At 66.7% G+C, this 20,425-nt stretch carries 14 protein-coding genes and 1 pseudogene; 9 read left to right on the top strand and 6 right to left on the bottom strand.

Annotation, left to right across the window (positions count from 1 at the left end; translation table 11 throughout):
- The first annotated feature begins 53 nt into the window (after window positions 1-53).
- Window positions 54-1,187 (top strand): acyltransferase family protein, encoded by a 1,134-nt coding sequence (locus AC5JCN_RS24915; protein ID WP_495757839.1) that lies wholly within the window; start codon window positions 54-56, stop codon window positions 1,185-1,187.
- On the opposite strand, the gene AC5JCN_RS24910 is transcribed toward AC5JCN_RS24915, so the two are convergent.
- Window positions 1,167-3,812, bottom strand: a complete 2,646-nt coding sequence (locus AC5JCN_RS24910; protein WP_495757838.1) for a hypothetical protein — start codon at window positions 3,810-3,812, stop codon at window positions 1,167-1,169. The genes AC5JCN_RS24915 and AC5JCN_RS24910 overlap by 21 nt on opposite strands.
- A gap of 312 nt (window positions 3,813-4,124) precedes the next feature.
- Here AC5JCN_RS24910 and AC5JCN_RS24905 point away from each other — a divergent pair, with 312 nt between their 5' ends.
- The 4 genes and pseudogenes from AC5JCN_RS24905 to AC5JCN_RS24890 all read left to right on the top strand — a co-directional run bounded on the left by AC5JCN_RS24905 (window position 4,125) and on the right by AC5JCN_RS24890 (window position 8,796).
- On the top strand, window positions 4,125-5,360 hold the full coding sequence (locus tag AC5JCN_RS24905) for an ATP-binding cassette domain-containing protein (RefSeq protein WP_495757837.1): 1,236 nt from the start codon (window positions 4,125-4,127) through the stop codon (window positions 5,358-5,360).
- 191 nt (window positions 5,361-5,551) lie between these two features.
- Window positions 5,552-6,622, top strand: a pseudogene (locus tag AC5JCN_RS24900) (ABC transporter ATP-binding protein); the annotation flags it as partial.
- Entirely contained in the window at window positions 6,619-7,470 is an 852-nt protein-coding gene (locus AC5JCN_RS24895) for an ABC transporter permease (RefSeq protein ID WP_495757836.1), read from the top strand. The pseudogene AC5JCN_RS24900 and the gene AC5JCN_RS24895, both read left to right, overlap by 4 nt.
- A gap of 42 nt (window positions 7,471-7,512) precedes the next feature.
- A complete protein-coding gene (locus tag AC5JCN_RS24890) occupies window positions 7,513-8,796 on the top strand; it encodes a nucleotide sugar dehydrogenase (protein ID WP_495757835.1) in 1,284 nt (427 codons plus the stop codon).
- Window positions 8,797-8,821: 25 nt separating this feature from the next.
- Here the strand turns inward: AC5JCN_RS24890 and AC5JCN_RS24885 are convergent, their stop codons facing one another.
- The 4 genes from AC5JCN_RS24885 to AC5JCN_RS24870 form a co-directional block, all read right to left on the bottom strand.
- Entirely contained in the window at window positions 8,822-10,432 is a 1,611-nt protein-coding gene (locus AC5JCN_RS24885) for a dipeptide ABC transporter ATP-binding protein (RefSeq protein WP_495757834.1), read from the bottom strand.
- Window positions 10,433-11,293 carry an ABC transporter permease gene (locus tag AC5JCN_RS24880; RefSeq protein WP_495757833.1) on the bottom strand — a complete coding sequence of 287 codons (861 nt, stop codon included), beginning with the start codon at window positions 11,291-11,293 and terminating at the stop codon, window positions 10,433-10,435.
- Window positions 11,290-12,237, bottom strand: a complete 948-nt coding sequence (locus tag AC5JCN_RS24875) for an ABC transporter permease (protein ID WP_495757832.1) — start codon at window positions 12,235-12,237, stop codon at window positions 11,290-11,292. Before AC5JCN_RS24875 ends, AC5JCN_RS24880 begins: the two co-directional genes overlap by 4 nt.
- An 80-nt stretch (window positions 12,238-12,317) precedes the next feature.
- Window positions 12,318-13,826 carry an ABC transporter substrate-binding protein gene (locus tag AC5JCN_RS24870; RefSeq protein WP_495757831.1) on the bottom strand — a complete coding sequence of 503 codons (1,509 nt, stop codon included), beginning with the start codon at window positions 13,824-13,826 and terminating at the stop codon, window positions 12,318-12,320.
- 211 nt (window positions 13,827-14,037) lie between these two features.
- On the opposite strand from AC5JCN_RS24870, the gene AC5JCN_RS24865 reads away from it, so the two are divergent.
- Window positions 14,038-14,973, top strand: a complete 936-nt coding sequence (locus AC5JCN_RS24865) for an SMP-30/gluconolactonase/LRE family protein (RefSeq protein ID WP_495757830.1) — start codon at window positions 14,038-14,040, stop codon at window positions 14,971-14,973.
- Window positions 14,974-15,019: 46 nt separating this feature from the next.
- Here the strand turns inward: AC5JCN_RS24865 and iolG are convergent, their stop codons facing one another.
- The gene (gene iolG / locus AC5JCN_RS24860) at window positions 15,020-16,006 is read right to left on the bottom strand and encodes an inositol 2-dehydrogenase (RefSeq protein ID WP_495757829.1); all 987 of its coding nucleotides are present in this window, start codon (window positions 16,004-16,006) and stop codon (window positions 15,020-15,022) included.
- A gap of 291 nt (window positions 16,007-16,297) precedes the next feature.
- On the opposite strand from iolG, the gene AC5JCN_RS24855 reads away from it, so the two are divergent.
- From AC5JCN_RS24855 to AC5JCN_RS24845, 3 genes are all read left to right on the top strand, one after another.
- Window positions 16,298-18,205, top strand: a complete 1,908-nt coding sequence (locus AC5JCN_RS24855) for a bifunctional 5-dehydro-2-deoxygluconokinase/5-dehydro-2-deoxyphosphogluconate aldolase (protein WP_495757828.1) — start codon at window positions 16,298-16,300, stop codon at window positions 18,203-18,205.
- Between the two features lie 105 nt (window positions 18,206-18,310).
- On the top strand, window positions 18,311-20,161 hold the full coding sequence (gene iolD / locus AC5JCN_RS24850) for a 3D-(3,5/4)-trihydroxycyclohexane-1,2-dione acylhydrolase (decyclizing) (RefSeq protein ID WP_495757827.1): 1,851 nt from the start codon (window positions 18,311-18,313) through the stop codon (window positions 20,159-20,161).
- A 6-nt stretch (window positions 20,162-20,167) separates the two neighbouring features.
- The gene (locus AC5JCN_RS24845; RefSeq protein WP_495757943.1) at window positions 20,168-20,416 is read left to right on the top strand and encodes a type II toxin-antitoxin system PemK/MazF family toxin; all 249 of its coding nucleotides are present in this window, start codon (window positions 20,168-20,170) and stop codon (window positions 20,414-20,416) included.
- Window positions 20,417-20,425: the final 9 nt, after the last annotated feature.

The raw sequence follows: 20,425 nt of genomic DNA, 5'->3' as shown, positions 1-20,425 counted from the left end.
CGTCGCAATTGCACCACGTGCCGGGCATCCATTCCGGTCTGCCGGGGAAGATCATGCTGGGACATGCCCGCCTGCTGCTCGCCTTCGGCGTCCTTCTCGCTCACGGCAAACTTCTGCCGGAGGCGACTTCGCGCTCCATGGTGAGCGCGTTTTTTGTCGTCAGCGGCTACCTGATGATGCTGACGCTTTCGTCGAACTATGGCAGGGCCGTTCTCCCATTCTACTGGAACAGGATTCTGCGGATCTATCCGCTGCACATCGTGCTGTGCTGCCTCATCTGGATCCTCTTTCCCTCCTTCGTCTCCGAACGCCGGACGGAATATGCAACGATGTTTGGAGACCTCGGCCTGCCCATGACGGTCATGCTGAGCTTCATGCTCCTCCCGCGCTATGCCGGATTTTTCAACAAGCCGGCCTGGACGCTGCCTTTCGAGCTTATCTACTATGTTCTGGCCCCGCTCATCTTTCGATTCGGACGCACAGGCATCCTGACATACCTCGCTGTGGGTGTTCTCGCGTTCTGCTGGTTGCGGCCGGCCAGCGATCTCATAGAGCCCTTCGGTCTCTACTGGACAGCGTCCGGAACGCCCGAGGGCGTTCTGGGCTCGGCTCTCTACTTCGGCATCGGCGCGCTCGCCTTCGACCTGCAGGCAAAAGCGCAATGGAGCCTGCCGCAAGGTGCACGCAGCACGTTGACATGGGCAGGTATGCTTCTTCTTGCCGCCGTGCTGCTGTTCACACTGCGATTTTGGAACGTCACTGCCATCCAGGCGCTTCAGTCGGCGAACGGCACGGCCGTCAACGTTGCTTCGGTCGCCGCGATCCTCTTGGTCCTGTTCGCGTGGACCGGGCGGGAAAGCGAGTGGTCGAAATGGGCAGGTGACCTCTGCTACCCCGTTTACATGATCCACTTCATGTTCACGGACTATTTGGTGGACGTGTCGCACTACAGGGCGGCGCTGGTCAGGGCGGCGGAGATGGCGCACTGGCCGGACCTGGAGTTTGTGCTGCGCTCCCTCGTGGCGGCGGTAGGGTCGATCGTTCTCGGCACCGTCTGGGTGGCAGTAGAGCGCCGGACCATCAGGAAATGGCGTTGGGGCGGTGCCAAGCCCGCGCAAGCCAGCCGCAAGCCGGGCGAGGTTGACGAAGACGCCGTGACGCCAGCCCTACCTCAGATACGGCCTTAGCTCGTCGACGATCATTCGCGCGAGCTTCCTGCGGCCTTCGTCCGACAGGTGCTCCGTCTTTTCGTCGCGATTGAAGAAGAGCCTGTCGACAAACGCCCTGCTCCAGTCCCGGTATGTGCCGCCGAGACGGTCTACCACCGGTTCGAGCACATGCCGCAACGTGGTTGTATTGCGTCCGACGGCGGTGGCGAACAGGTCGCCAACGGACCGCACGCCCCACTGATAGTTGATGGGCGTGACGTACACGACCGGCCTCATCCCGGCAGCACGCGCTTCCTCGACGCACCGAACGATGTCCTGCAGCCACGGATGGTCCGGTTCGAGCGTGTGCATGAAATGGAAGATGGCGATTTGCCGGTCGCGCCAGGCCTGACGCGCAGTGTCGTCGGACTTGCCGTCGATGACCGCGAGGAACTCGCCGATACTCGACAGGGTCGTTCCTGGGTAGGTCACCGCCAGCGCGCGGTACCGTTCGCCATCCTTGTTCTTCTGGAACGGCGGAAGCGTCGGAACCTCGTCGCCGGGCCGGTGAGCCTCGAGTGCCGCGATTTCGTTGACATAGTCATTTTCCGGCTTCAGCCACCACTGCGGCGAGAAGCTGCGGAGGTTGACTGGAATGACGACGACCTTAGGCCTGTTGGGCATCTGCGCAACGCAGCGGATCGTTGCCAGGAACAGCCGCGGATGAAATGCGGCTCCGTTCAGTCCGAACGACGACCGGGGTGCCAAAAGACCAGCGACCATTTCCGAGAGCGTCGAGTTGTCGCGATCGTTGTAGCGAACGCGATAGTGGACGGAGTCACCGAGAAGCAGCACCTCGGGTGCGGTTCCGCCGCCGTTCAGGGCGGCCTCGATGTCGCGCAGGATCCGGTATGGGCCTTTGTCGTAGATGCGTGCAACCAGCCCCCTTTCGGACAGAGCGGCACGCTTGCGCTCACGCTCCGCCACGAAGTCCGCGCCGCTCAGAGGCAACGCGTGGATGCCGAACAGCCTGACATGCACGTAGACGTCGCTGACGCGGCGCATGCGCTTGTCCAGACGGGCGCCCAGCCTTACACGGCGGCTTCCCACCGCGCGCGCGACGCGCGTCCGCGCATCCCTGCCCCTCCGCTTCAGCCCGCGCAGCACTCTCTTGACGTGCGAGCCGAGGAAGGCGTTGGTCCAACCCGAGATCAGAAGGCGGCCTGTCGGCACCGAACTGGGCGGGTTTGCCGCTGGCAGACGCTGCCGTCCGCGGACGCCCTGCGCCAGCGATTCCACGGCGTCCGCCCATCGTTTCGCAGCGGGGGTCAGTCGGTCCCCTGGACGAATGAATTCATCGACGAAGCGCGCGTTCCCTTCCTTGTAATAACGAGTGAGTTCGGCATCCTGCCCGACAATCCTGGCGAGAGCGTCGAGGTTTTCCGCCACCGTCGGGGTTCGTATCAGGAACCGGTAGCTCAGCAACTGGCGATAATGCGGCGTGCCGAGATGGCCCTGGCCGAAGACGTCGCTTTCGAAGGCAATGATTGGCCTGCCGATGATGGCGGCCTCGACCATGGCGGAGGTGTTGACACCGATGACCGCCATGCTGTGGGCGATCGAACAGTAGAAGTCCTCCCGCGCCGTCCCGGCAAAGGGCACGGCCCCTTTTCGAGGGTGCACGCTGACGTTGCCGAACGCGCGCGCGTCCAGGCTGGCGATCGCCTGTGCGTTCTGCGGATGCGGGCGTACGAGCACCCCGAGCCTGGAGACCTGAGGGTCTGAATGCGAGCGGATCGCCTGGATCCATGCCTCGATAAAGTCAGCCTCGTGCTCTTGGGCAATCGACCCCGACGAGCAGGTGTACAGGACGAAGGGTTGGTCCGGGTCGAGCCCGACACGGCGGCAGAACGTCGCCCGATCTGTCGTCAGCTGTGTATCGAACCAGACATCGTAGCCCGGTGCTCCGGCCAGCAGGATGCGGTCTGGTTCCATGCCGTGTAGTTCGACCGCTTCTCTGCGGTGGGACTCGTTCCATACGATGGCGCCATCCGGCAGTGGCCGGAGCATGCCCTTGTTGGTCAAGTTGTCCCACGAGTACATGCTGTAGATCGCCGGAATACCCAGCGACCGGGCGGCAAGGATCCAGTTCGCCTGCTCGCTGCCGAAGGGGGTCAGCGGAGACACGACCAGGATTTCGGCACCGCTGGACCGGATCCGGGCCTTGATGTCGGGGGCCGGCTTCAGGCCGTCGAGGAGGGCCATAAGGCTGTCGTGCGCAGCCTTGTATCCCTGCTTCGCCACAATCCTCCGTGCATTCTGAAGCAGCGTCTTCGCCCCCATGAGGGGGCGGATCATCTTGTAGGCACGCCTGCGCAGGAATTCGGAGGTGTCATAGAGGTCGGTGTCGTAGCGCAGCACGTCGATGACAGTCGACACGATCTCGCAGACGCCCTCCTGAGCGCTGTTCTCTCGAACGTGATGCGACAGGGAGACGCCGGGCAATTCCAGTCCGGCCTCGGCAGTGAGGTTCTCGCCGACCCGGCCTTTGGGAGGTTCGCTGAAGACGATCTCGACCTGATGTCCCCTTGCAAGAAGGTCCTTCACCCCGGCGGTGAAGTTTTTGAGAAAGAACGGGTGCCTCAGCACCAGGAGGATCTTCACGGCCGGTCCGATCTCCGAACGATCTCGAACGCTGTGTGTTGCGTCCGCGGTTAAAACCGGACCGGATGAAATTCACCCCGCCCGGCGCGGTATTACCGTGGCCAACCATCCCGGCGACGCTGTGTGGCTGGCGTAAACGTCATTGGGCAGATAACTGAAGTCGCTTAAGGGCACAACCCGACCGAGCGCCTTCCAGGAAGTCCGGGCGCCAGACTTGACTTTCCGCTGGTTTGGAAAGATTTGCCGCTGGCGGGTCAGAGCGGACGCCTGACGGCGACGCTGACGCATTCCGGCCGAGGACAACGCATCTCAATGATTGCGCCACGTGGTCCGACAGCGCTCCCGCGCATCGAGGCGTCTGGTCTCGACAAGGTCTTCGACCTGCCGGTCAAGGTCGGCAAGCTCAAGCCGGCACAGATCGGCCGTGTTCTGCTGGGCATTGCGGGACTGGGCGGTGGGGCCCGGGACGTCACGCGGGCGATCGGCCGTGAACCGGTTGCGGCCCTGAGCGACGTGACCTTTCACGTGCCGCCTGGCGAGATTGTCTGCCTGCAAGGCCCCGCCCGCGCCGGCAAGACAACGCTCCTGCGAATTCTGTCGGGCAGCCTTCCCCCTACCGCCGGAAAGGCGGTCCTGCGCGGCCGGGTTGGAGCGCTGATCGACATCAAGGACGCCATTGAGCGTCATCTCTCGGTGCGGCAGTCCATTCGCAAGGAGCTGGCGACCGCGAGCAGGGACCGCAAAGCCGGGAGCGAGGCCGAGATCGTGGCTCTTGCCGGACTCGAGGGGTTCGAGAACGCCCCCTCCGGCAAGCTTTCGAGCGGCATGCAGATGCGGCTGTGCGTAGCGCAGCTTTTCGCTTCGCAGCCCGACATCATTTTCATGGACGACATTCTCGGAACGGGCGACGTCGCGTTCCGTCGGCACTGCATCCGGCAGCTTCGGCAACTGCGCGAAGCCGGCTCCTCGGCGCTCATCGTCCCGCCGGACGAGGCGTTTGCCGAGGAACTCGGTGCCAGGATCCTTGCCATCAGCGACGGTCGCCTGATCGATTTCGAAGGCGTGGACGACGATGATCCCTCCAGCTGCCCTGGGCTCACCCTTTCGGTTCCGGCTCCCCTCGCGGAGGGTGTCGTCGCAACGCTCGAATTCGTCCACGCCGGCCCTGCTGCGGCGGAGGAGGAGGAGGACGGCCGGGTGGATCTGTCGATCCGGCTCAAGGAAGCGCAGGTCTACCGGCCTCTCGTCGACGTGATGGCGCAGAGCGGCGTGGTCGTGATGCGTTCCGTTTCACCCTCTCCGTCCCGATGCGTGGCGCCCGAAACGGTATCGTGCAGCGTAAGTCTGCCGCTCCGGTATCTCGCAGACGGCGACTACTCCCTCAACTTCTTCCTGGTGTCCCAGGTCGGGGACCAGCAGCACGTGCTGAGGGCTCCGGGGGCGGTGCTCGTCAGGGTCGCCGGCCGCGGCAAGCGCGCAGGCCCGGTGATCAACACCGGCTTCGCGTGGCATCTCGACCAGATGCAGTCGCTCGAGTTCAGCCAATGACCGGCGTTCCGCCGCTCGTGGAGATCAGCGAGCTCGTCAAAACTTTCATCATCGGAGCGGACGGACGTGCGGCCGCGGTCGCTTCGCGCGGCGTGCCGGCGCTGATACGCCTGCTACGCGACCTGACAGGCCGGCGCGCCAAGGCGCCAGCCAACGTTCTCAAGGCGCTCGACGGCCTTTCCCTCGAAGGGCGGCCTGGCGAAGTCCTCGGCATCATCGGCCGAAACGGCGCGGGCAAAACGACGCTGCTCAAGATTCTCGCCCGCGTGCATCCGCCTACCGGCGGACAGGCGCGGCTACGCGGCCGCGTCCTGGCTCTCCTTGAGTTGGGCGCCACTTTCGCGCCCGAACTCACCGTTTCGGAAACGGTGGAAATGTTTGGTCTTGCGGCCGGCGTTACGCGGCGGCAGGCGTCCATGCTGGTGCAGGAGATCATCGAACTCGCTGACCTGCGGGACTACGACGACGTGCCCATGCGGCATTGCCCGGCGGGCAGCTTCGTGCGCCTCTGCTTCGCCGCTCTCGTCCGATTCCCTGCGGAGATTGTACTGGCGGACGAGGTTCTTGCGGTGGGGGACGCCGACTTTCGCGAGGCGTGCGAGCAGAGGATGCTGGAAGTCGCGGCATCAGGCGGCCTTGTCATGTTCGTCTCCCACGACCTGAATGCCCTTCGCCGGATTTGCACGCGAATCATATGGCTGGACAGGGGGCGCGTTCGCATGTCTGGCGAGCCGGAGGACGTCATCACGGCCTATGTCCGGGAGGTTCTGGTGGCAGATGAGGCCTCCTCTCGGTCCGGCGCTTCAATGGACGTGAAGGTGCTCGATGTGCGGCTCGCCGACTTTTCCGGAGGCCAGATCGGGGTCGCCCAGCTTACGGAGCCGTTCGCCATCGAATGCCTCCTTTCGGCGGAGCACGACTGCGAGGCGGTGATCGAGATGCGGCTGAATCGAGCCGATCGGCTGGTGACGAGGACGTCGCAGGGGCCTCTTCGCATGCGCGAGGGAGAGGTTCACACCGTGCGGATCAGCATCCCGGGCAGCTTCCTGAATGACGGCGTGTACGAAGCCCTGTTCACGGTGTCGACCGGCGAGGCCAAGGCTTCCACCAAAGCGCCCCTTTCATTTCGGGTTCTCAATGCCGATGTCGAGCGCTCCGTCTGGGCCAACTGGAAGGCGACCCGGCCAGGGCTCATCAGCCCTCCCGGAACCTGGACACTGACGCCCCAGGGGCCCGACACCGCGAGCCATACAGGGCCATGACCGACACCAACATCACAGTCATCGAGGCGCGCAGCCCCAAACTGCTGGAGCAGGTGAAGGCCGCGTTCCGGCACCGCTTTTTCTACCCGGTGCTGTTCAACGAAATCAGCATGCGCCGGTACCGGCAGACCTTGCTCGGCGTCTGGTGGCTCCTCGTCCGGCCCCTGATCCCGGCAGTGATCACCGTGATCCTCTTCACGAAGGTGGTGCCGCTCGATACTCATGGCGAGCCCTACCCCATTTTCTTCCTCTCGAGCTACATCACCTGGACGCTGTTTCAGTCCGTGGTGCAGATCATGCCGCGAGCGCTTGTCTGGAGCTCGGTGCTGATGCGGCGGACCTACTTTCCAAAGCTTCTTCTGCCTGTCGCGTCCATCGGTCCGCCGCTGGTTGAAACGCTTGTCATCTTTGGGCTGTACGCGCTGACGGTCGTCTATTTCGGGATCCGGACCGGGGACTGGTGGATCAACACGGGTCCCGCACTGCTGCTGTTTCCAGTCTGCATGGTGGCGGCTCTCGCCCTCGGACTTGCGGTCGGCATGGTGCTGACCGTAGTGGCCGCCTTCGTCCGGGATATGATCTACATGACCACCTATGTGGTTCAGGTCTTCATGCTCATGACGCCGGTGCTGTATTCCTCCAAGCTGATCCCATCCGGTCTTCGCGAAGCCGTCCTGCTGCTCAATCCCATGGCGAGCATCATCGAGACTGCGCGATATTCCCTGACGGGCGCTGGCGAGGCGGCGCCCGTGTACCTTCTGGTATCATTGCCGTTGATCGCCGTGCTGCTCGTCGTCGCGTCGTGGTTTTTCGTGAAGGCGGAGCCTTACATTGCTGACCAGCTGTAACGTGCCGGGCACGCCGGGCGGACGACACCGGGGACAACGGCCTTGAGCACGGCGAACCAGCGCAGGATCGCCGTTGTCGGGCTGGGCTATGTCGGCCTTCCCGTCGCCGTGGCGTTCGCGGAGTGCGGGTTCACAGTCGTTGCGTACGACCTCGATCGGGGTCGCATTCAGGAGCTTCAGTCGGGGCACGACAGGACGCTGGAGGTCAGAACGCCTCGTCTGGCGAACAAAGCGCTTCTCTTCACGGCCGAGCCGTCCGAAATGGCCAGTGCCGACTTTTTCGTCGTCACAGTGCCAACGCCCATCGACGCCGCGAGACGGCCGGATCTCTCGGCTCTCCTCTCGGCTTCCAAAGTCGTCGGGAGCGTCCTGAAGCGTGGCGACATCGTCGTCTACGAGTCGACCGTCTATCCCGGCGCCACCGAGGAGGACTGCCTGCCGGTGCTTGAAGCCGCGTCGGGGCTCCGGGGCGGGGCAGACTTCACGGTCGGCTACTCGCCCGAGCGCATCAATCCGGGCGATGCCGAACACCGCTTCGAGACCATCGCCAAGGTGGTGAGCGGGCAGGATGCCGCGACGCTGGACATTGTCGCGGCAGTCTATGGCGCCGTGGTGAGGGGCGGCATTCATCGCGCGCCCTCGATCCGGGTCGCTGAAGCCGCCAAGGTGATCGAGAACGCGCAGCGCGATCTCAACATCGCCTTCATGAACGAACTCTCGATCATCTTTGGCCGGCTCGGGATCGACACGGGCGACGTCCTGGCTGCGGCCTCCACCAAGTGGAACTTCCTGCCCTTCACGCCGGGGCTGGTCGGTGGCCACTGCATCGGCGTCGACCCCTATTATCTCACCTACCGGGCCGAGAAGGCGGGGTGCCATCCCGAAGTGATCCTGGCCGGACGGCGCGTCAACGACGCTGTCGGAGAGCGGATCGCGCAGGACTGCGTGCGGTGGCTGATGGCGTCGGGTCGCGCGAGGCCGGTGGTCACGGTGCTCGGATTGACCTTCAAGGAGAATGTCCCGGACACCCGCAACTCGCGGGTTGTCGACATCCTCGCCGGGCTCCGCGCCGCCGGTGTCGACGTCCAGGTTCATGATCCCGCTGCAGACCGGAAGGCGGCGGCTGCCCAGGGCGTCGATCTGCTGGACATCCGGCAACTTTGCCCGGCCGATGCTGTCATTCTCGCCGTGTCTCACCGGACTTTCCGGGAGGGGGGCTGGCCGCTGGTGAGCGGCCTGCTCCGTGATGGCGGGCTCGTCTACGACGTCCGTGGGATTCTGCAGCGGTCGGAGACCCCGGCTGCCGTCACGCTCAGGCGGCTTTGAGGCGGCGTCGGGGCAGCCTCGTTCGTCACCCCCGTTCGAGTTCCGCCTCCAGATGCAGCGACGCCTCGACGAGGGCACGCGTGTAGGGATCTCGGGGAGCGCCGAGCACCTCTTCAGTCGGGCCGGTTTCGACGATGCGGCCGTCCTTCATGACGAGCACGCGGCCGGTGACAGCCCGGACGACCGCGAGATCGTGGGACACGAAAAGATAGGCGAGCCGGTGGCGAGCGCGCAGTCCGGCGAGGAGGTCGAGGATCTGCGCCCGGGTGACCACGTCGAGGGCGGAGACGGGCTCGTCGAGGACGACCAGGCTCGGGCGCGTGACGAGTGCCCGCGCGATGGCCAGGCGCTGGCGCTGACCTCCCGAGAACTCATGCGGATAGCGCTCCGCATCGCTGGCGGACAGGCCTACATCCTCCAGGGCTTCCACCGTGCGCCGGCGCCGTTCGGCGGCGGACAGGCCGGGCGTGAGATGCAGGGGCTCTGCGACGAGCCGGCCAGCCTTGTGACGGGGATCGAAAGAACCGTAGGGGTCCTGGAAGACCATCTGCACGCGGCGTCTCCAGGCCCGCAGGTCGCGGGCGGAGAGTTCCGCGGCCGCGACACCGCCCAGTGTGATCCGGCCCTCCTGGGGCACTTCCAGCCCCGCCACCGCCCTGGACAACGTGGATTTGCCCGACCCCGATTCTCCGACGAGGCCGACGCTCTCGCCCTCCGCGATGGTGAAGGACACGTCGTCCATCGCGACGAGGCGCCCTGCCGGCCCGAACAGCGTCTTGCGAGGCAGGCGGTGCGTGCGCGTGACCTGCTCTGCGACGAGGAGAGGCGGTCCGTGCGGCACGGCGGGTGACCGCGGCACGTGGCGCGTGGCTTCGGCCAGGCGGCGCGTCGCTGGGGCGGTGGGATGGCGCAGGAGGCGGGCCGGCGTGCCTTCCTCCACCACGCGCCCCCCGTCGAGCACGAGCACCCTGTCGGCCATGGCGGCGACGACGGCGAGGTCATGCGTGACCAGCAACAGGCCCGCCCCCTCCCCCGCCGTGCTCCGGCGCAGCAGCCGCAGGATCTGCGCCTGCGTCGTGACGTCCAGCGCCGTGGTGGGCTCGTCGGCGAGGACCAGCTTCGGCCTCAGCGCCAGCGCCATGGCGATGACGACACGCTGGCGCTGGCCGCCGGAGATCTCGTGCGGGTAACGGCCCGGCTCGGCGCGGGTCGCCGGGAGCCCGACCTGCCCGAGGATGGCGGCGGCCTCTTCGGCAGCCTCCCGTTTCGAGGCGCCGCGGTGCTGGCGGAACATCTCGGCCACCTGCTCGCCGATGGTCTTCAGCGGGTTGAGGGCCGTTCCCGGCTCCTGAAACACAAGCGACACGTCGCGGCCCCGCATGTCGCAGAGCGCAGCCTCGTCGAGCCGCGCGAGATCGACGGGCGTGCGTGACCCCGTGTCGAGCAGCACTGTGCCGCCGAGACGGGAGCCGGGCGGCAGGAGGCGCATGATCGACAGGGCCGTCAGCGACTTGCCCGAGCCCGATGCGCCGACGAGGCCGACGATCTCACCCTCGCCCACGGCAAGGTCGACGCCGCGCAGGATCGGCGTGCCGGCGATGGAGAGGTCGAGGCCGCGGACGTCGAGGATCGGCACTCAGCGCCCCCGCGACAGGCGGGGATCGACGAGGTCGCGAACGCCGTCGCCGAGCAGGTTGAGGCCGAGCACGGCGAGCACGATGGCGAGGCCGGGCACGATGGCGAGGCGCGGCGCGACCGCCATGAGGGTCTGCGCCTCGTTGAGCATCCTGCCCCAACTGGGCCGGGGTGGCTGTACACCGAGGCCGACATAGGACAGGGCGGATTCGGCGAGAATGCCGAGCGACAGCTGGATGGTCGCCTGCACGATCAGGATCGCGGCGATGTTGGGCAGGATGTGCTCCAGCGTGATCAGCGCCGGGCCCTTCCCCGCCATGCGGGCGGCGGAGACGAAATCGCGCGTCCACAGCGGCAGGGCGGCGCCATGCGCGACGCGGGCGAAAACCGGCACGTTGAAGATGCCGATGGCCAGCATCGCGTTGAAGGCGCCCGGCCCGAAGACCTCCCTCAGGAGGATCGCCACAAGCAAAGCGGGAAAGGCGAAGAGAAAATCGGACAGGCGCATCAGCGCGAGATCGGCCGTTCCGCCCGCCGCCGCCGCAGCGAGCCCGATCGGCACGCCGATCGCCATGCCGATGCCGACGGCCACGACGGAGACGGCGATGGAGGTCACGGCCCCGGCCATGATCATCGACAGGACGTCGCGGCCGAATTGATCCGTCCCCAGGGGATTGGAGAGGGAGGGAGGCCTGAGCCTCGCCGCGATGTCGATGAGCGTCGGGTCGTGCGGTGTCCAGGCGAGGGAAAGAGCGGCCAGCGCGACCAGGACGAGCGTCAGCACGAGGCCAGCGGTGAAGCTGGGGTGCAAAAGGGCGCGGCGAAGGCCGCGGGCCCGGGGGCGACCCACGAGGGCACTCACCGGCGCGTCCTCAGCCGTGGATCGACGGCGGCATAGGCGAGATCGATGCAGAAATTCACGACGACGACGGAGGCGACCAGCAGCATCACGACGCTCTGCACGACGATGAGGTCGCGCTGGTTTACGGCCTGGAACACGAGCCGGCCGAGCCCCGGCAGCACGAAGACGTTCTCGACGATGATCGTGCCGGCCAACAGGAAGGAGAATTGCAGGCCCATGATCGTCAGGACGGGAATCATCGCGTTGCGCAACGCATGACGGCGCAAGGCTTCCCCGGCCGACAAACCCTTGGCACGGGCCGTGCGGACATAGTCTTCGCCCAGCGTCTCCAGCAAAGAGGAGCGCATGACGCGGGCAAGAATGGAGGCTTGCGGGACCGCGAGCGCTATTGCGGGCAGGAGAAGCGCGCGAAGTGCGGGCCCCGGGCCCACCGACCAGCCGGGAAAGCCTCCGGCGGGCAACCAGCGCAGCGTGACGGCGAAGACGAGGACGAGGAGCATGCCGAACCAGAAGTTCGGGACGGCGATGCCGAGCTGGGTCAGACCCATCACGCCGGCGTCGACCCCCCTGCCCCGCCGGGCAGCCGCCAGCGCGCCGAGCGGAATGCCGATGGCGGCGGTGAGCACGAGGGACAGGACTGCCAGCGGCAGCGACACGGGCAGGCGCTGGGCCAGCAGTTCGGCCACCGGAACCGCATAGGTGTTGCTGGTGCCCAGATCGCCTGTGAGGAAGCCCGTCGCCCAGGCCGCATAGCGCTCCGGCGCGGGCCGGTCGAGACCGAGCTTGGTTCTCAGCGCAGCGAGCGTGTCGGGGCGAGCCTGGGTGCCAAGCATCACCTCGGCGGGATCGCCGGGCAGCACCTCCAGCGCCACGAAGACGACGGCGCTGGCCACGACGAGCGTGACGAGAAGGGCGGCGAGACGGCGCAGCGCGAAGGCGAGCATCGGGAGCCCGGCGGGACAATCGGGGATGCGTAGCGTGCCCGTGCGCCGGACGCAAAGGGCGGCCGTTGCCGCTCCCCGCCTCAGTCGGCCCAGTAGGCGCCAGTCACGTCGGTCACCGGGATCGGCGCGTTCTCCCACAGCCCCTTCAGCTTGGCGCTCCACACCCCGCTCTTGGGCAGCAGGAAGAGGAACACGTTGACGCTGTCATCGGCGAGGATCCGCTGGGCCTTCCCGTAGAGTTCGCGCCTTTTGGCGTCGTCCACGGTGCTGCCGATCTCCTGAATCAGCGCCTTGTAGGCCGGGTTGCTGTAATTGAAGTAGTAGTCGTCCCGCGCATAGATATCGAGGTCGAGCGGCTCTACGTGCGATACGATCGTCATATCGTAGTTCTTGGCCTTGAAGACGTCCGACAGCCACTGCGCCCATTCCACCGGCACGATCTCGGCGGTGATGCCGACGGCCTTCAGTTGCGAGGCGATGATCTCGCCGCTTCGCCTCGCATAGTCCACCGGCGGGAGGACGAGCCGCAGCGTCAGCCCTTCAGCGACACCCGCCTCCTTCAGCAGCGCCTTCGCCTTCTCGGGATCGTGCGGATATTGCCCGGTGAGGTCGACATACCCGGGGTCGAGCGGCGAAAAGTGCGATCCGATGGGCTGAGCCGTCCCGTACATGGCGCCGTCGATGATCGCCTTCCGGTCGATGGCGTGAGCGATGGCCCGGCGGACGCGGACGTCGTCGAACGGCTTGCGGCCGTTGTTCAGCGCCAGGATGGTCTTGCCCTCGGTCTGGCCGTCGACCACGACGAAGCGAGGATCTGCACGGAACTGGTCGAGGTTTTCCGGGGCGGGATAAATGGGGACGGCATCTACGTCGCCGGCGAGCAGCGCCGCATAGGTTGCGGACGCATCGCCGATGATGCGGAACGTCACCTTGTCCAGCCTGGCGGGCGTGCCCCAGTAGGACGGATTGCGGACGAGATCGATGCTCGCGCCCTTCGTCCAGCCGGAGAAGCGGAAGGGTCCGGTGCCCACCGGGTTGGCCTTGTTGCCCTCCGCGGAGCGAGGCGAGACGATGACCGCCGCAGGCCAGCCAAGGAAGCTCAGCAGCGTGCCCGTCGGACGCGAGAGGTTGAGGCGAACGCTGTGCGGGTCAACCACCTCGACACTCGCGATGGGCTCGAACAGGCCCTTCTGCGGGTTCACGCTGTCAGCGGCTCGGGCTCTGTCGAGGCTGAACTTCACGTCCTCGGCCGTGAACGGCGAACCGTCGTGCCAGGTCACGCCGGACCGCAGCTTGAACAGGATCGACTTGCCGTCCGGCGCGATCTCCCAGGTTTCCGCGAGGCCGGGCCTCACCGAGCCGTCCGGCCCGATGCGGGTCAGCCCCTCCATGACATTCGCATAGACAATCTCGCCGATGGCCGCGGCAGCGCCGGCGGTCGGGTCGAGGTGCGGCGGCTCGAGCCTGATGCCGATGATCGCGTCCGTCCGCGCAGCCGCGGCCGGGGTCGGGCCGAGAGCGACGCGACCTGCGGACATCACGGCCAGACCGGCGCCCGCAAGGGCGAGAAATTCCCGGCGAACCAACATGCAAGCGTCTCCCCTGGAGTTCGCGCTTATTCGTGCGATCCCATAGACACTGCGCCGCCCGGCGTCGAGAGCACCCTTCGGCCATCCCGGCGAACCGGCATGCCCGGGCCGCCGCCAGTGCACTTGCCCTGCGGGGGCGTGATCGTCACAGTGTTGCCGACCCGCAGGGACACCGGCCCGCAGAGCGCCGGACGATTCAGGGAGAGACGCGATGGGCCATCCGTATGACGACATCCTCGAGACGCCTTTCGAGGTGCGCGACAAGCGGTTCAAACCGCTGATCAACGGCGTGGCGAAGCTGGAGCGGCTCTATACGGGGTGCCGCTGGGCGGAAGGACCGGCCTGGTTCGGCTCCGGCCGGTATCTGTTGTGGTCGGACATTCCCAACAACCGCATCATGCGCTGGGACGAGACGAGCGGCGTGACCTCGGTATGGCGCCAGCCCTCCAACAACACCAACGGGCACACCGTCGATCGCCAGGGCCGCCTGATCAGCTGCGAGCATCTCGGCCGGCGCGTCTCGCGCACCGAGCATGACGGCTCGATCACGATCCTGGCCGACCGGTTCCAGGGCAAGCGCTTCAACTCGCCCAACGACGTGGTGGTGAAGACCGACAACTCGATCTGGTTCACCGACCCCGCCTACGGCATCGACTGGGACTATGAGGGCGAACGGGCCGAGAGCGAGATCGGCGCCTGCAACGTCTACCGCATCGATCCCTCCAGCGGCGAGATCAGCATCGTCGCCGACGACTTCGTGCGGCCAAACGGCCTTGCCTTCTCGCCCGACGAGTCGAAGCTCTACATCGCCGATACCGGCGCCACCCATGTCGAGGACGGCCCGCGGCATATCCGCGTTTTCAACGTGGTGGATGGCAAGACGCTTCGGGGTGGCGAGGTATTCGCCGTCTGCGAGAACGGCCTTTTCGACGGTTTCCGCGTCGACGAGGACGGCCGCATCTGGACGTCGGCGGCCGACGGCGTCCACGTCTACGAGCCTGACGGCACGCTGATCGGCAAGGTGAAGGTTCCCGAGGTCGTGGCGAACGTCTGCTTCGGCGACAAGCGCCGCAACCGCCTGTTCATCTGCGGCACGACATCGCTCTACTCGTACTACACGCTCGTTCGTGGCGTGAAGACGTACTGATCAGGGCAGCGGCGCGAGCGACATCACTCGCGCCGCAAACCGGACGTCAGACCTTCACGGTCTGTCCCGTCTGGGACGACTGCGTCGCAGCATCGGCCAGGATCTGGGCGCGCAGGCCATCCTCGCCGGAGGGCGTTGGCGCCTTACCGGACGTGATCGCGGAAACGAAGGCGTCCAGCTCAAGCCTGTAGGCGGCTTCGTAGCGCTCCAGGAAGAAGTTCTGGATCGGATCCGCAGTGAAGCCGGAGCCGTTGGCGAGCTCGACCGTCGTATTGTGGATGTTGCCGGCCCGCAGCATGCCCTTGGAGCCATGCACCTCGATGCGCTGGTCGTAGCCATAGGTGGCGCGGCGCGAGTTCGAGATCTGGCAGATCTTGCCCGACGCCGTCTTCAGCAGCACCGCCGCAGTGTCAACGTCGCCGGCCGCCTTGATCCCGGGATCGACCAGCGACGAGCCGACCGCGTGCACCTCCACCGGTTCCTCGTCGAGCAGGAAGCGCGCGAGGTCGAGGTCGTGGATCATCATGTCGCGGAAGAGGCCGCCGGAGCGTTTGATGTACTCGACCGGGGGCGGGCCGGGATCGCGGGAGATGATGGTGACGAGCTCGACGTTTCCGGCTTCTCCGGCCAGGAGGCGCTTCTTGAGCCCGGCGAAATTGGGGTCGAAGCGGCGGTTGAAGCCGATCATCAACGGCGTGCCGGCCTTCTTCACCACATCCAGGCAGGAGCGGATGCGGTCGGACGAGAGGTCGACCGGCTTTTCGCAGAACACCGCTTTTCCAGCCTTTGCACCGGCCTCGATGAGATCGGAGTGCATGTCGGTCGGCGTGCAGACGAGCAGAGCGTCGATGTCCTTGTCAGCGACGATGGCGTCGATGCTGGCCGTCCTGGCGCCATGCTCCCCGGCGATGGCCTGTGCCGCCTCGGGCACGGCGTCGGCAACCGCGACGAGCTTTGCCTGGGGGTGTGCCGCGGCGTTGGCGCCGTGGATCTTGCCGATGCGCCCTGCGCCCAGCAGCCCGATACGAATCATGCTGTCCTCCCTCGCCCCCGCTTCGCGGGATGGCACGTCCGGCCTGGCGGCTTTTCCCGCCGTGCTCACGCCCTTGTCGCGCTGGAGCGGGAGGGAGGCAAGCGGCAGTGCCATCTGCCGGCCGGAGAATACATGTTCCGAATTGACGCGCTAATGGATTTTCCGTTTCATTGACGCGGGCTGCTCTGCCGTGGACAAGGCAGCTTCGCGCCCCGGCGGGGCGAATGGAACTCACGCCCAGGCCGCCGGACTTCAACCGGCAGCTACGGTGGCTGGAAGGCAGGCCTGACCATGACCGAACCGGTGCTGGACGTCATCACGATCGGGCGCTCTTCAGTCGACCTCTATGGCCAGCAGATCGGCGGCCGGCTGGAGGACATGCAGACGCTGGTCAAGGCGGTCGGCGGCTGCCCGGCCAACATCGCCATCGGCACGGCCCGGCTGGGGCTGAAGTCCGGGCTCGTGACGCGCGTCGGCGACGAGCACATGGGCCGCTTCATCCGTGAGCAGCTCGTCCGCGAAGGGGTCGATGTCACCGGCGTGCACACCGATCCGCAGCGCCTCACGGCGCTCGTCGTGCTGGGCGTGCGTGACGAGAAGCAGTTCCCGCTGATCTTCTATCGAACCGATTGCGCCGACTCCGCGCTCGACGAGAGCGACGTCGACGAGGCCTATGTCGCCTCGGCGAAAGCCGTCGTCGTCACCGGGACGCATTTCTCGCGCGAGAACTCCGCCAGGGCGCAGAAGAAGGCGATGGACATCGCACGCCGGCACGGACGCAAGGTCGTCTTCGACGTGGATTACCGCCCGAACCTCTGGGGACTGGCCGGTCATGGCGCCGGGGAGGAGCGCTACCTGAAGTCCGACGCGGTCACCGCCCATCTGCAGGAGATCCTCCCGGATTGCGACCTGATCGTCGGCACCGAGGAAGAACTCCACATTGCCGGCGGGTCTGAGGACACGCTGGAGACGATCCGCAGGATCCGGGCGCTCAGCCCCGCAACCATCGTGTGCAAGCGCGGTCCGATGGGCTGCGTCGTCTTTCCCGGCGCCATTCCGGACGACATCGAAAAAGGGATCCGCGGGCCGGGCTTCCCGGTCGAGGTCTACAATGTGCTGGGGGCCGGGGACGCCTTCATGTCCGGCCTGCTGCGCGGCTACCTCAGGGATGAGCCCTGGGAGACGAGTTGCGCCTACGCCAACGCCTGCGGCGCCTTCGCGGTCTCGCGCCTGCTGTGCTCGCCGGAGAGCCCCACCTGGGCCGAACTCTCGCAGTTCCTGGCCAAGGGCTCGCCGCATCGCGCGCTGCGCAAGGACGCCGACCTCAACCACGTGCACTGGGCGACGACGCGCCGGCCGCTGGCGCCGACCCTCGCGGCTCTGGCGGTCGACCATCGCGCCCAGTTCGAGGAGATGGCCGACCAGGTCGGCGCGCAGCGCGAACGCATCCCGCACTTCAAGCGGCTGGCGGTCGATGCGGCGGCACGCGTCGCAGGCGGGCGGCCGGGCTTCGGCATGCTGATCGACGGAACCTACGGCCGCGAGGCGCTGTTTCGCGCCGCCGACCACGATTTCTGGATCGGACGGCCGATCGAGAAGCCCGGCTCGCGGCCGCTCGATTTCGACCACATGGATTCGCTGGGTGCTCACCTCGCGGAATGGCCGGTCGGCCACTGCGTCAAGGTGCTGTGCTTCTACCATCCCGACGATCCGCCGGAGCTCCGGACCCTGCAGGAGCGCGAACTCCTCCGCGTCTTCGACGCCGCACGCACCGTCGGCCGTGAGCTTCTCGTCGAGATCATCGCCTCCAAGCACGGACCGGTGAAGGACGACACCTCCGCGCGCGTGATGCAGCGGCTCTACGACCTCGGCATCCGGCCGGACTGGTGGAAGCTGGAGGGGCAGCCCTCGGCAGCCGCGTGGGAGGCGATCGATGCCGTCATCGAGCGCAACGATCCATGGTGCCGCGGCGTGGTGCTGCTCGGCCTCGACGCGCCGGAGGACGACCTTGCCGCCGCCTTCCGCCTCGCCGCCGCAAGCCGCACGGTCAGGGGATTCGCCGTGGGCCGCACGATCTTTGCGTCCGCCGCCCGGGCATGGCTGGCCGGCGAGATCGACGATGCCGCCGCGACCGCCGAGATGGCCGGGCGCTTCGCCCGGCTGGTTGAAGCCTGGACGAACGCCAAGGCAGAAGCCTAGGCGCGTTTACCAATACGCGTGACGAGCGGCCCGGTTCGGCTAGGATCGGGACAACGAGATCGAGGCGGCGCCGGTGGGCGCACGCCGGCAGCGGAGGATGCACCCATGCCCAAGACCGTGCGGCTGACAATGGCCCAGGCGCTGGTGCGCGCCATGGCGGCGCAGATGACCGAGGTCGACGGCAAGAGCGTGCCCTACTTCGCCGGGGTCTGGGCCATCTTCGGCCACGGCAACGTCGCTGCCATGGGAGAGGCACTGTACGGCGTCCGCAAGCAGCTTCCGACCTGGCGGGCCCACAACGAGCAGGCCATGGCGCTGACGGCCACCGCCTACGGCAAGGCCATGCGCCGGCGCCGCGCGATGGCTTGCACATCCTCCATCGGCCCCGGCGCGACCAACATGGTGACCGCTGCAGCGGTGGCCCATGTCGACCGCATCCCGCTGCTCCTGCTGCCCGGAGACATCTTCGCCACCCGGCGCCCGGACCCGGTGCTGCAGCAGGCCGAGAACTTTGGCGACGGTACCGCGAGCGTCAATGACTGCTTCCGGCCGGTATCGCGGTATTTCGACCGCATCGTGCGGCCCGAGCAGATCATTCCGGCTTTCCAGCGGGCGATGACCGTCCTGACCGACCCGGCCGAGTGCGGGCCCGTGACGCTCGCCCTGTGCCAGGACACCCAGGCCGAGGCCTATGATTTTCCCGAAAGTTTCTTCGAGGAGCGGCTCTGGGCGCCGCGCCGCATCCGGCCGGACGATTCCGAGCTGGCTGAGGCTGCCCGCGCGCTGAAGGAGGCCAAGCGTCCGCTGGTGATCGCCGGTGGCGGCGTGCTGTTTTCGCAGGCCGAGGAGCGGCTCAAGGTGTTCTGCGAGGCGCACGGCCTGCCGGTCTGCGAAACGCAGGGCGGCAAGTCCACCCTGGCCGACGCCGAGGCCCTCAACATGGGTGCGGTCGGGGTGACGGGCACCTCGGCCGCGAACCGGCTGGCCGAGGAGGCAGACGTCATCCTCGCCGTCGGGACACGGTTGCAGGATTTCACCACCGGATCCTGGGCCCTGTTCCGCAATCCGGGCCGGCGGATCATCGGGCTGAACACGCAGGTGTTCGACGCCACCAAGCATCGTGCCCTGCCCCTCGTCGCGGATGCCCGCGCCGGGCTGGAAGAGCTGGACCGCGCGCTCGGCGGCTGGAAGGCGCCGGCCTCGTGGACGTCACTGGCGATCGAAGAAAAGTCGGCCTGGCGCAAGACGGCGGCGCACTACACGGCTTCCACCAACGCCGACCTGCCTTCCGACGCGCAGGTCATCGGGGCCGTGCAGCGGACGGCCGAGCGCACCGACGTCATCGTCGGCGCGTCGGGTGGACTGCCCGGCGAGTTGCACAAGCTCTGGCAGGCCGGGGCGCCGGGCGGCTACCATTTGGAGTACGGCTACTCCTGCATGGGCTACGAGATCGCGGGCGGGATCGGCGTGAAGATGGCCGATCCGTCCCGCGACGTCACCGTGATGGTGGGCGACGGCTCCTACCTCATGATGAACTCGGAGATCGCCACGGCAGTGATGATGGGCGTGAAGCTCACCATCGTGGTGCTCGACAACCGCGGCTTCGGCTGCATCAACCGGTTGCAGCGCGCGACCGGCGGTGAGAGCTTCAACAATCTCCTCCAGCACGCGGAGCACGAGGTGCTTCCCGAGATCGACTTCGCCGCGCATGCGCGCTCACTGGGCGCCCTGGCTGAAAAGGTGGACGGGATCGGCGACCTCGAGGCTGCCCTGCGCCGCGCCCGCTCGGCCGGCCGCACGTCCGTCGTCGTCATCGACACCGACCCTCTCGCGAGCACGGATGCCGGCGGCCACTGGTGGGAGGTGGCCGTCCCCGAGGTCTCCCAGCGCGCCGAGGTTCTGGCCGCCCGGCGCAAATACGAGGAAGCCACCACGCTGCAGAGCGTGGGGGATTGAACGGAAATCGAAAGTTCCAAGCTGAAGTGTAAGACCGTCTGGATCGCCATGATCACCAGTTCCGCCAATCAGGGCTGGACCAGCGATATCCTGATTGCCGATCCCGCTGCCGCTGGCCTTTCTCATCCATCGGTGATCCGCCCGGTCAAGGTGGCCTGCATTGCCCGTGAGCGTGTGATCCGGGTAGCGGGCAAGCTTGATCCGGAGACCGCAGGAAGGCTGAGAACAGCAATCGCTGACATCCTCGCCAACTAGCCGGAGATC

This window comes from Alsobacter sp. (assembly GCF_059501845.1).
Note: the sequence above shows the minus strand (reverse complement) of the source record. Positions and strands in the feature narration are given on the sequence as shown.

Bases quoted from the DNA above. Each gene is read 5' to 3' on its own strand.
- iolG (WP_495757829.1), bottom strand. From the start codon at position 16,006: ATGATTCGTATCGGGCTGCTGGGCGCAGGGCGCATCGGCAAGATCCAC.
- AC5JCN_RS24875 (WP_495757832.1), bottom strand. From the start codon at position 12,237: ATGCTCGCCTTCGCGCTGCGCCGTCTCGCCGCCCTTCTCGTCACGCTC.
- iolD (WP_495757827.1), top strand. From the start codon at position 18,311: ATGCCCAAGACCGTGCGGCTGACAATGGCCCAGGCGCTGGTGCGCGCC.
- AC5JCN_RS24905 (WP_495757837.1), top strand. From the start codon at position 4,125: ATGATTGCGCCACGTGGTCCGACAGCGCTCCCGCGCATCGAGGCGTCT.
- AC5JCN_RS24870 (WP_495757831.1), bottom strand. From the start codon at position 13,826: ATGTTGGTTCGCCGGGAATTTCTCGCCCTTGCGGGCGCCGGTCTGGCC.
- AC5JCN_RS24855 (WP_495757828.1), top strand. From the start codon at position 16,298: ATGACCGAACCGGTGCTGGACGTCATCACGATCGGGCGCTCTTCAGTC.
- AC5JCN_RS24895 (WP_495757836.1), top strand. From the start codon at position 6,619: ATGACCGACACCAACATCACAGTCATCGAGGCGCGCAGCCCCAAACTG.
- AC5JCN_RS24915 (WP_495757839.1), top strand. From the start codon at position 54: ATGCTGGGACATGCCCGCCTGCTGCTCGCCTTCGGCGTCCTTCTCGCT.
- AC5JCN_RS24865 (WP_495757830.1), top strand. From the start codon at position 14,038: ATGGGCCATCCGTATGACGACATCCTCGAGACGCCTTTCGAGGTGCGC.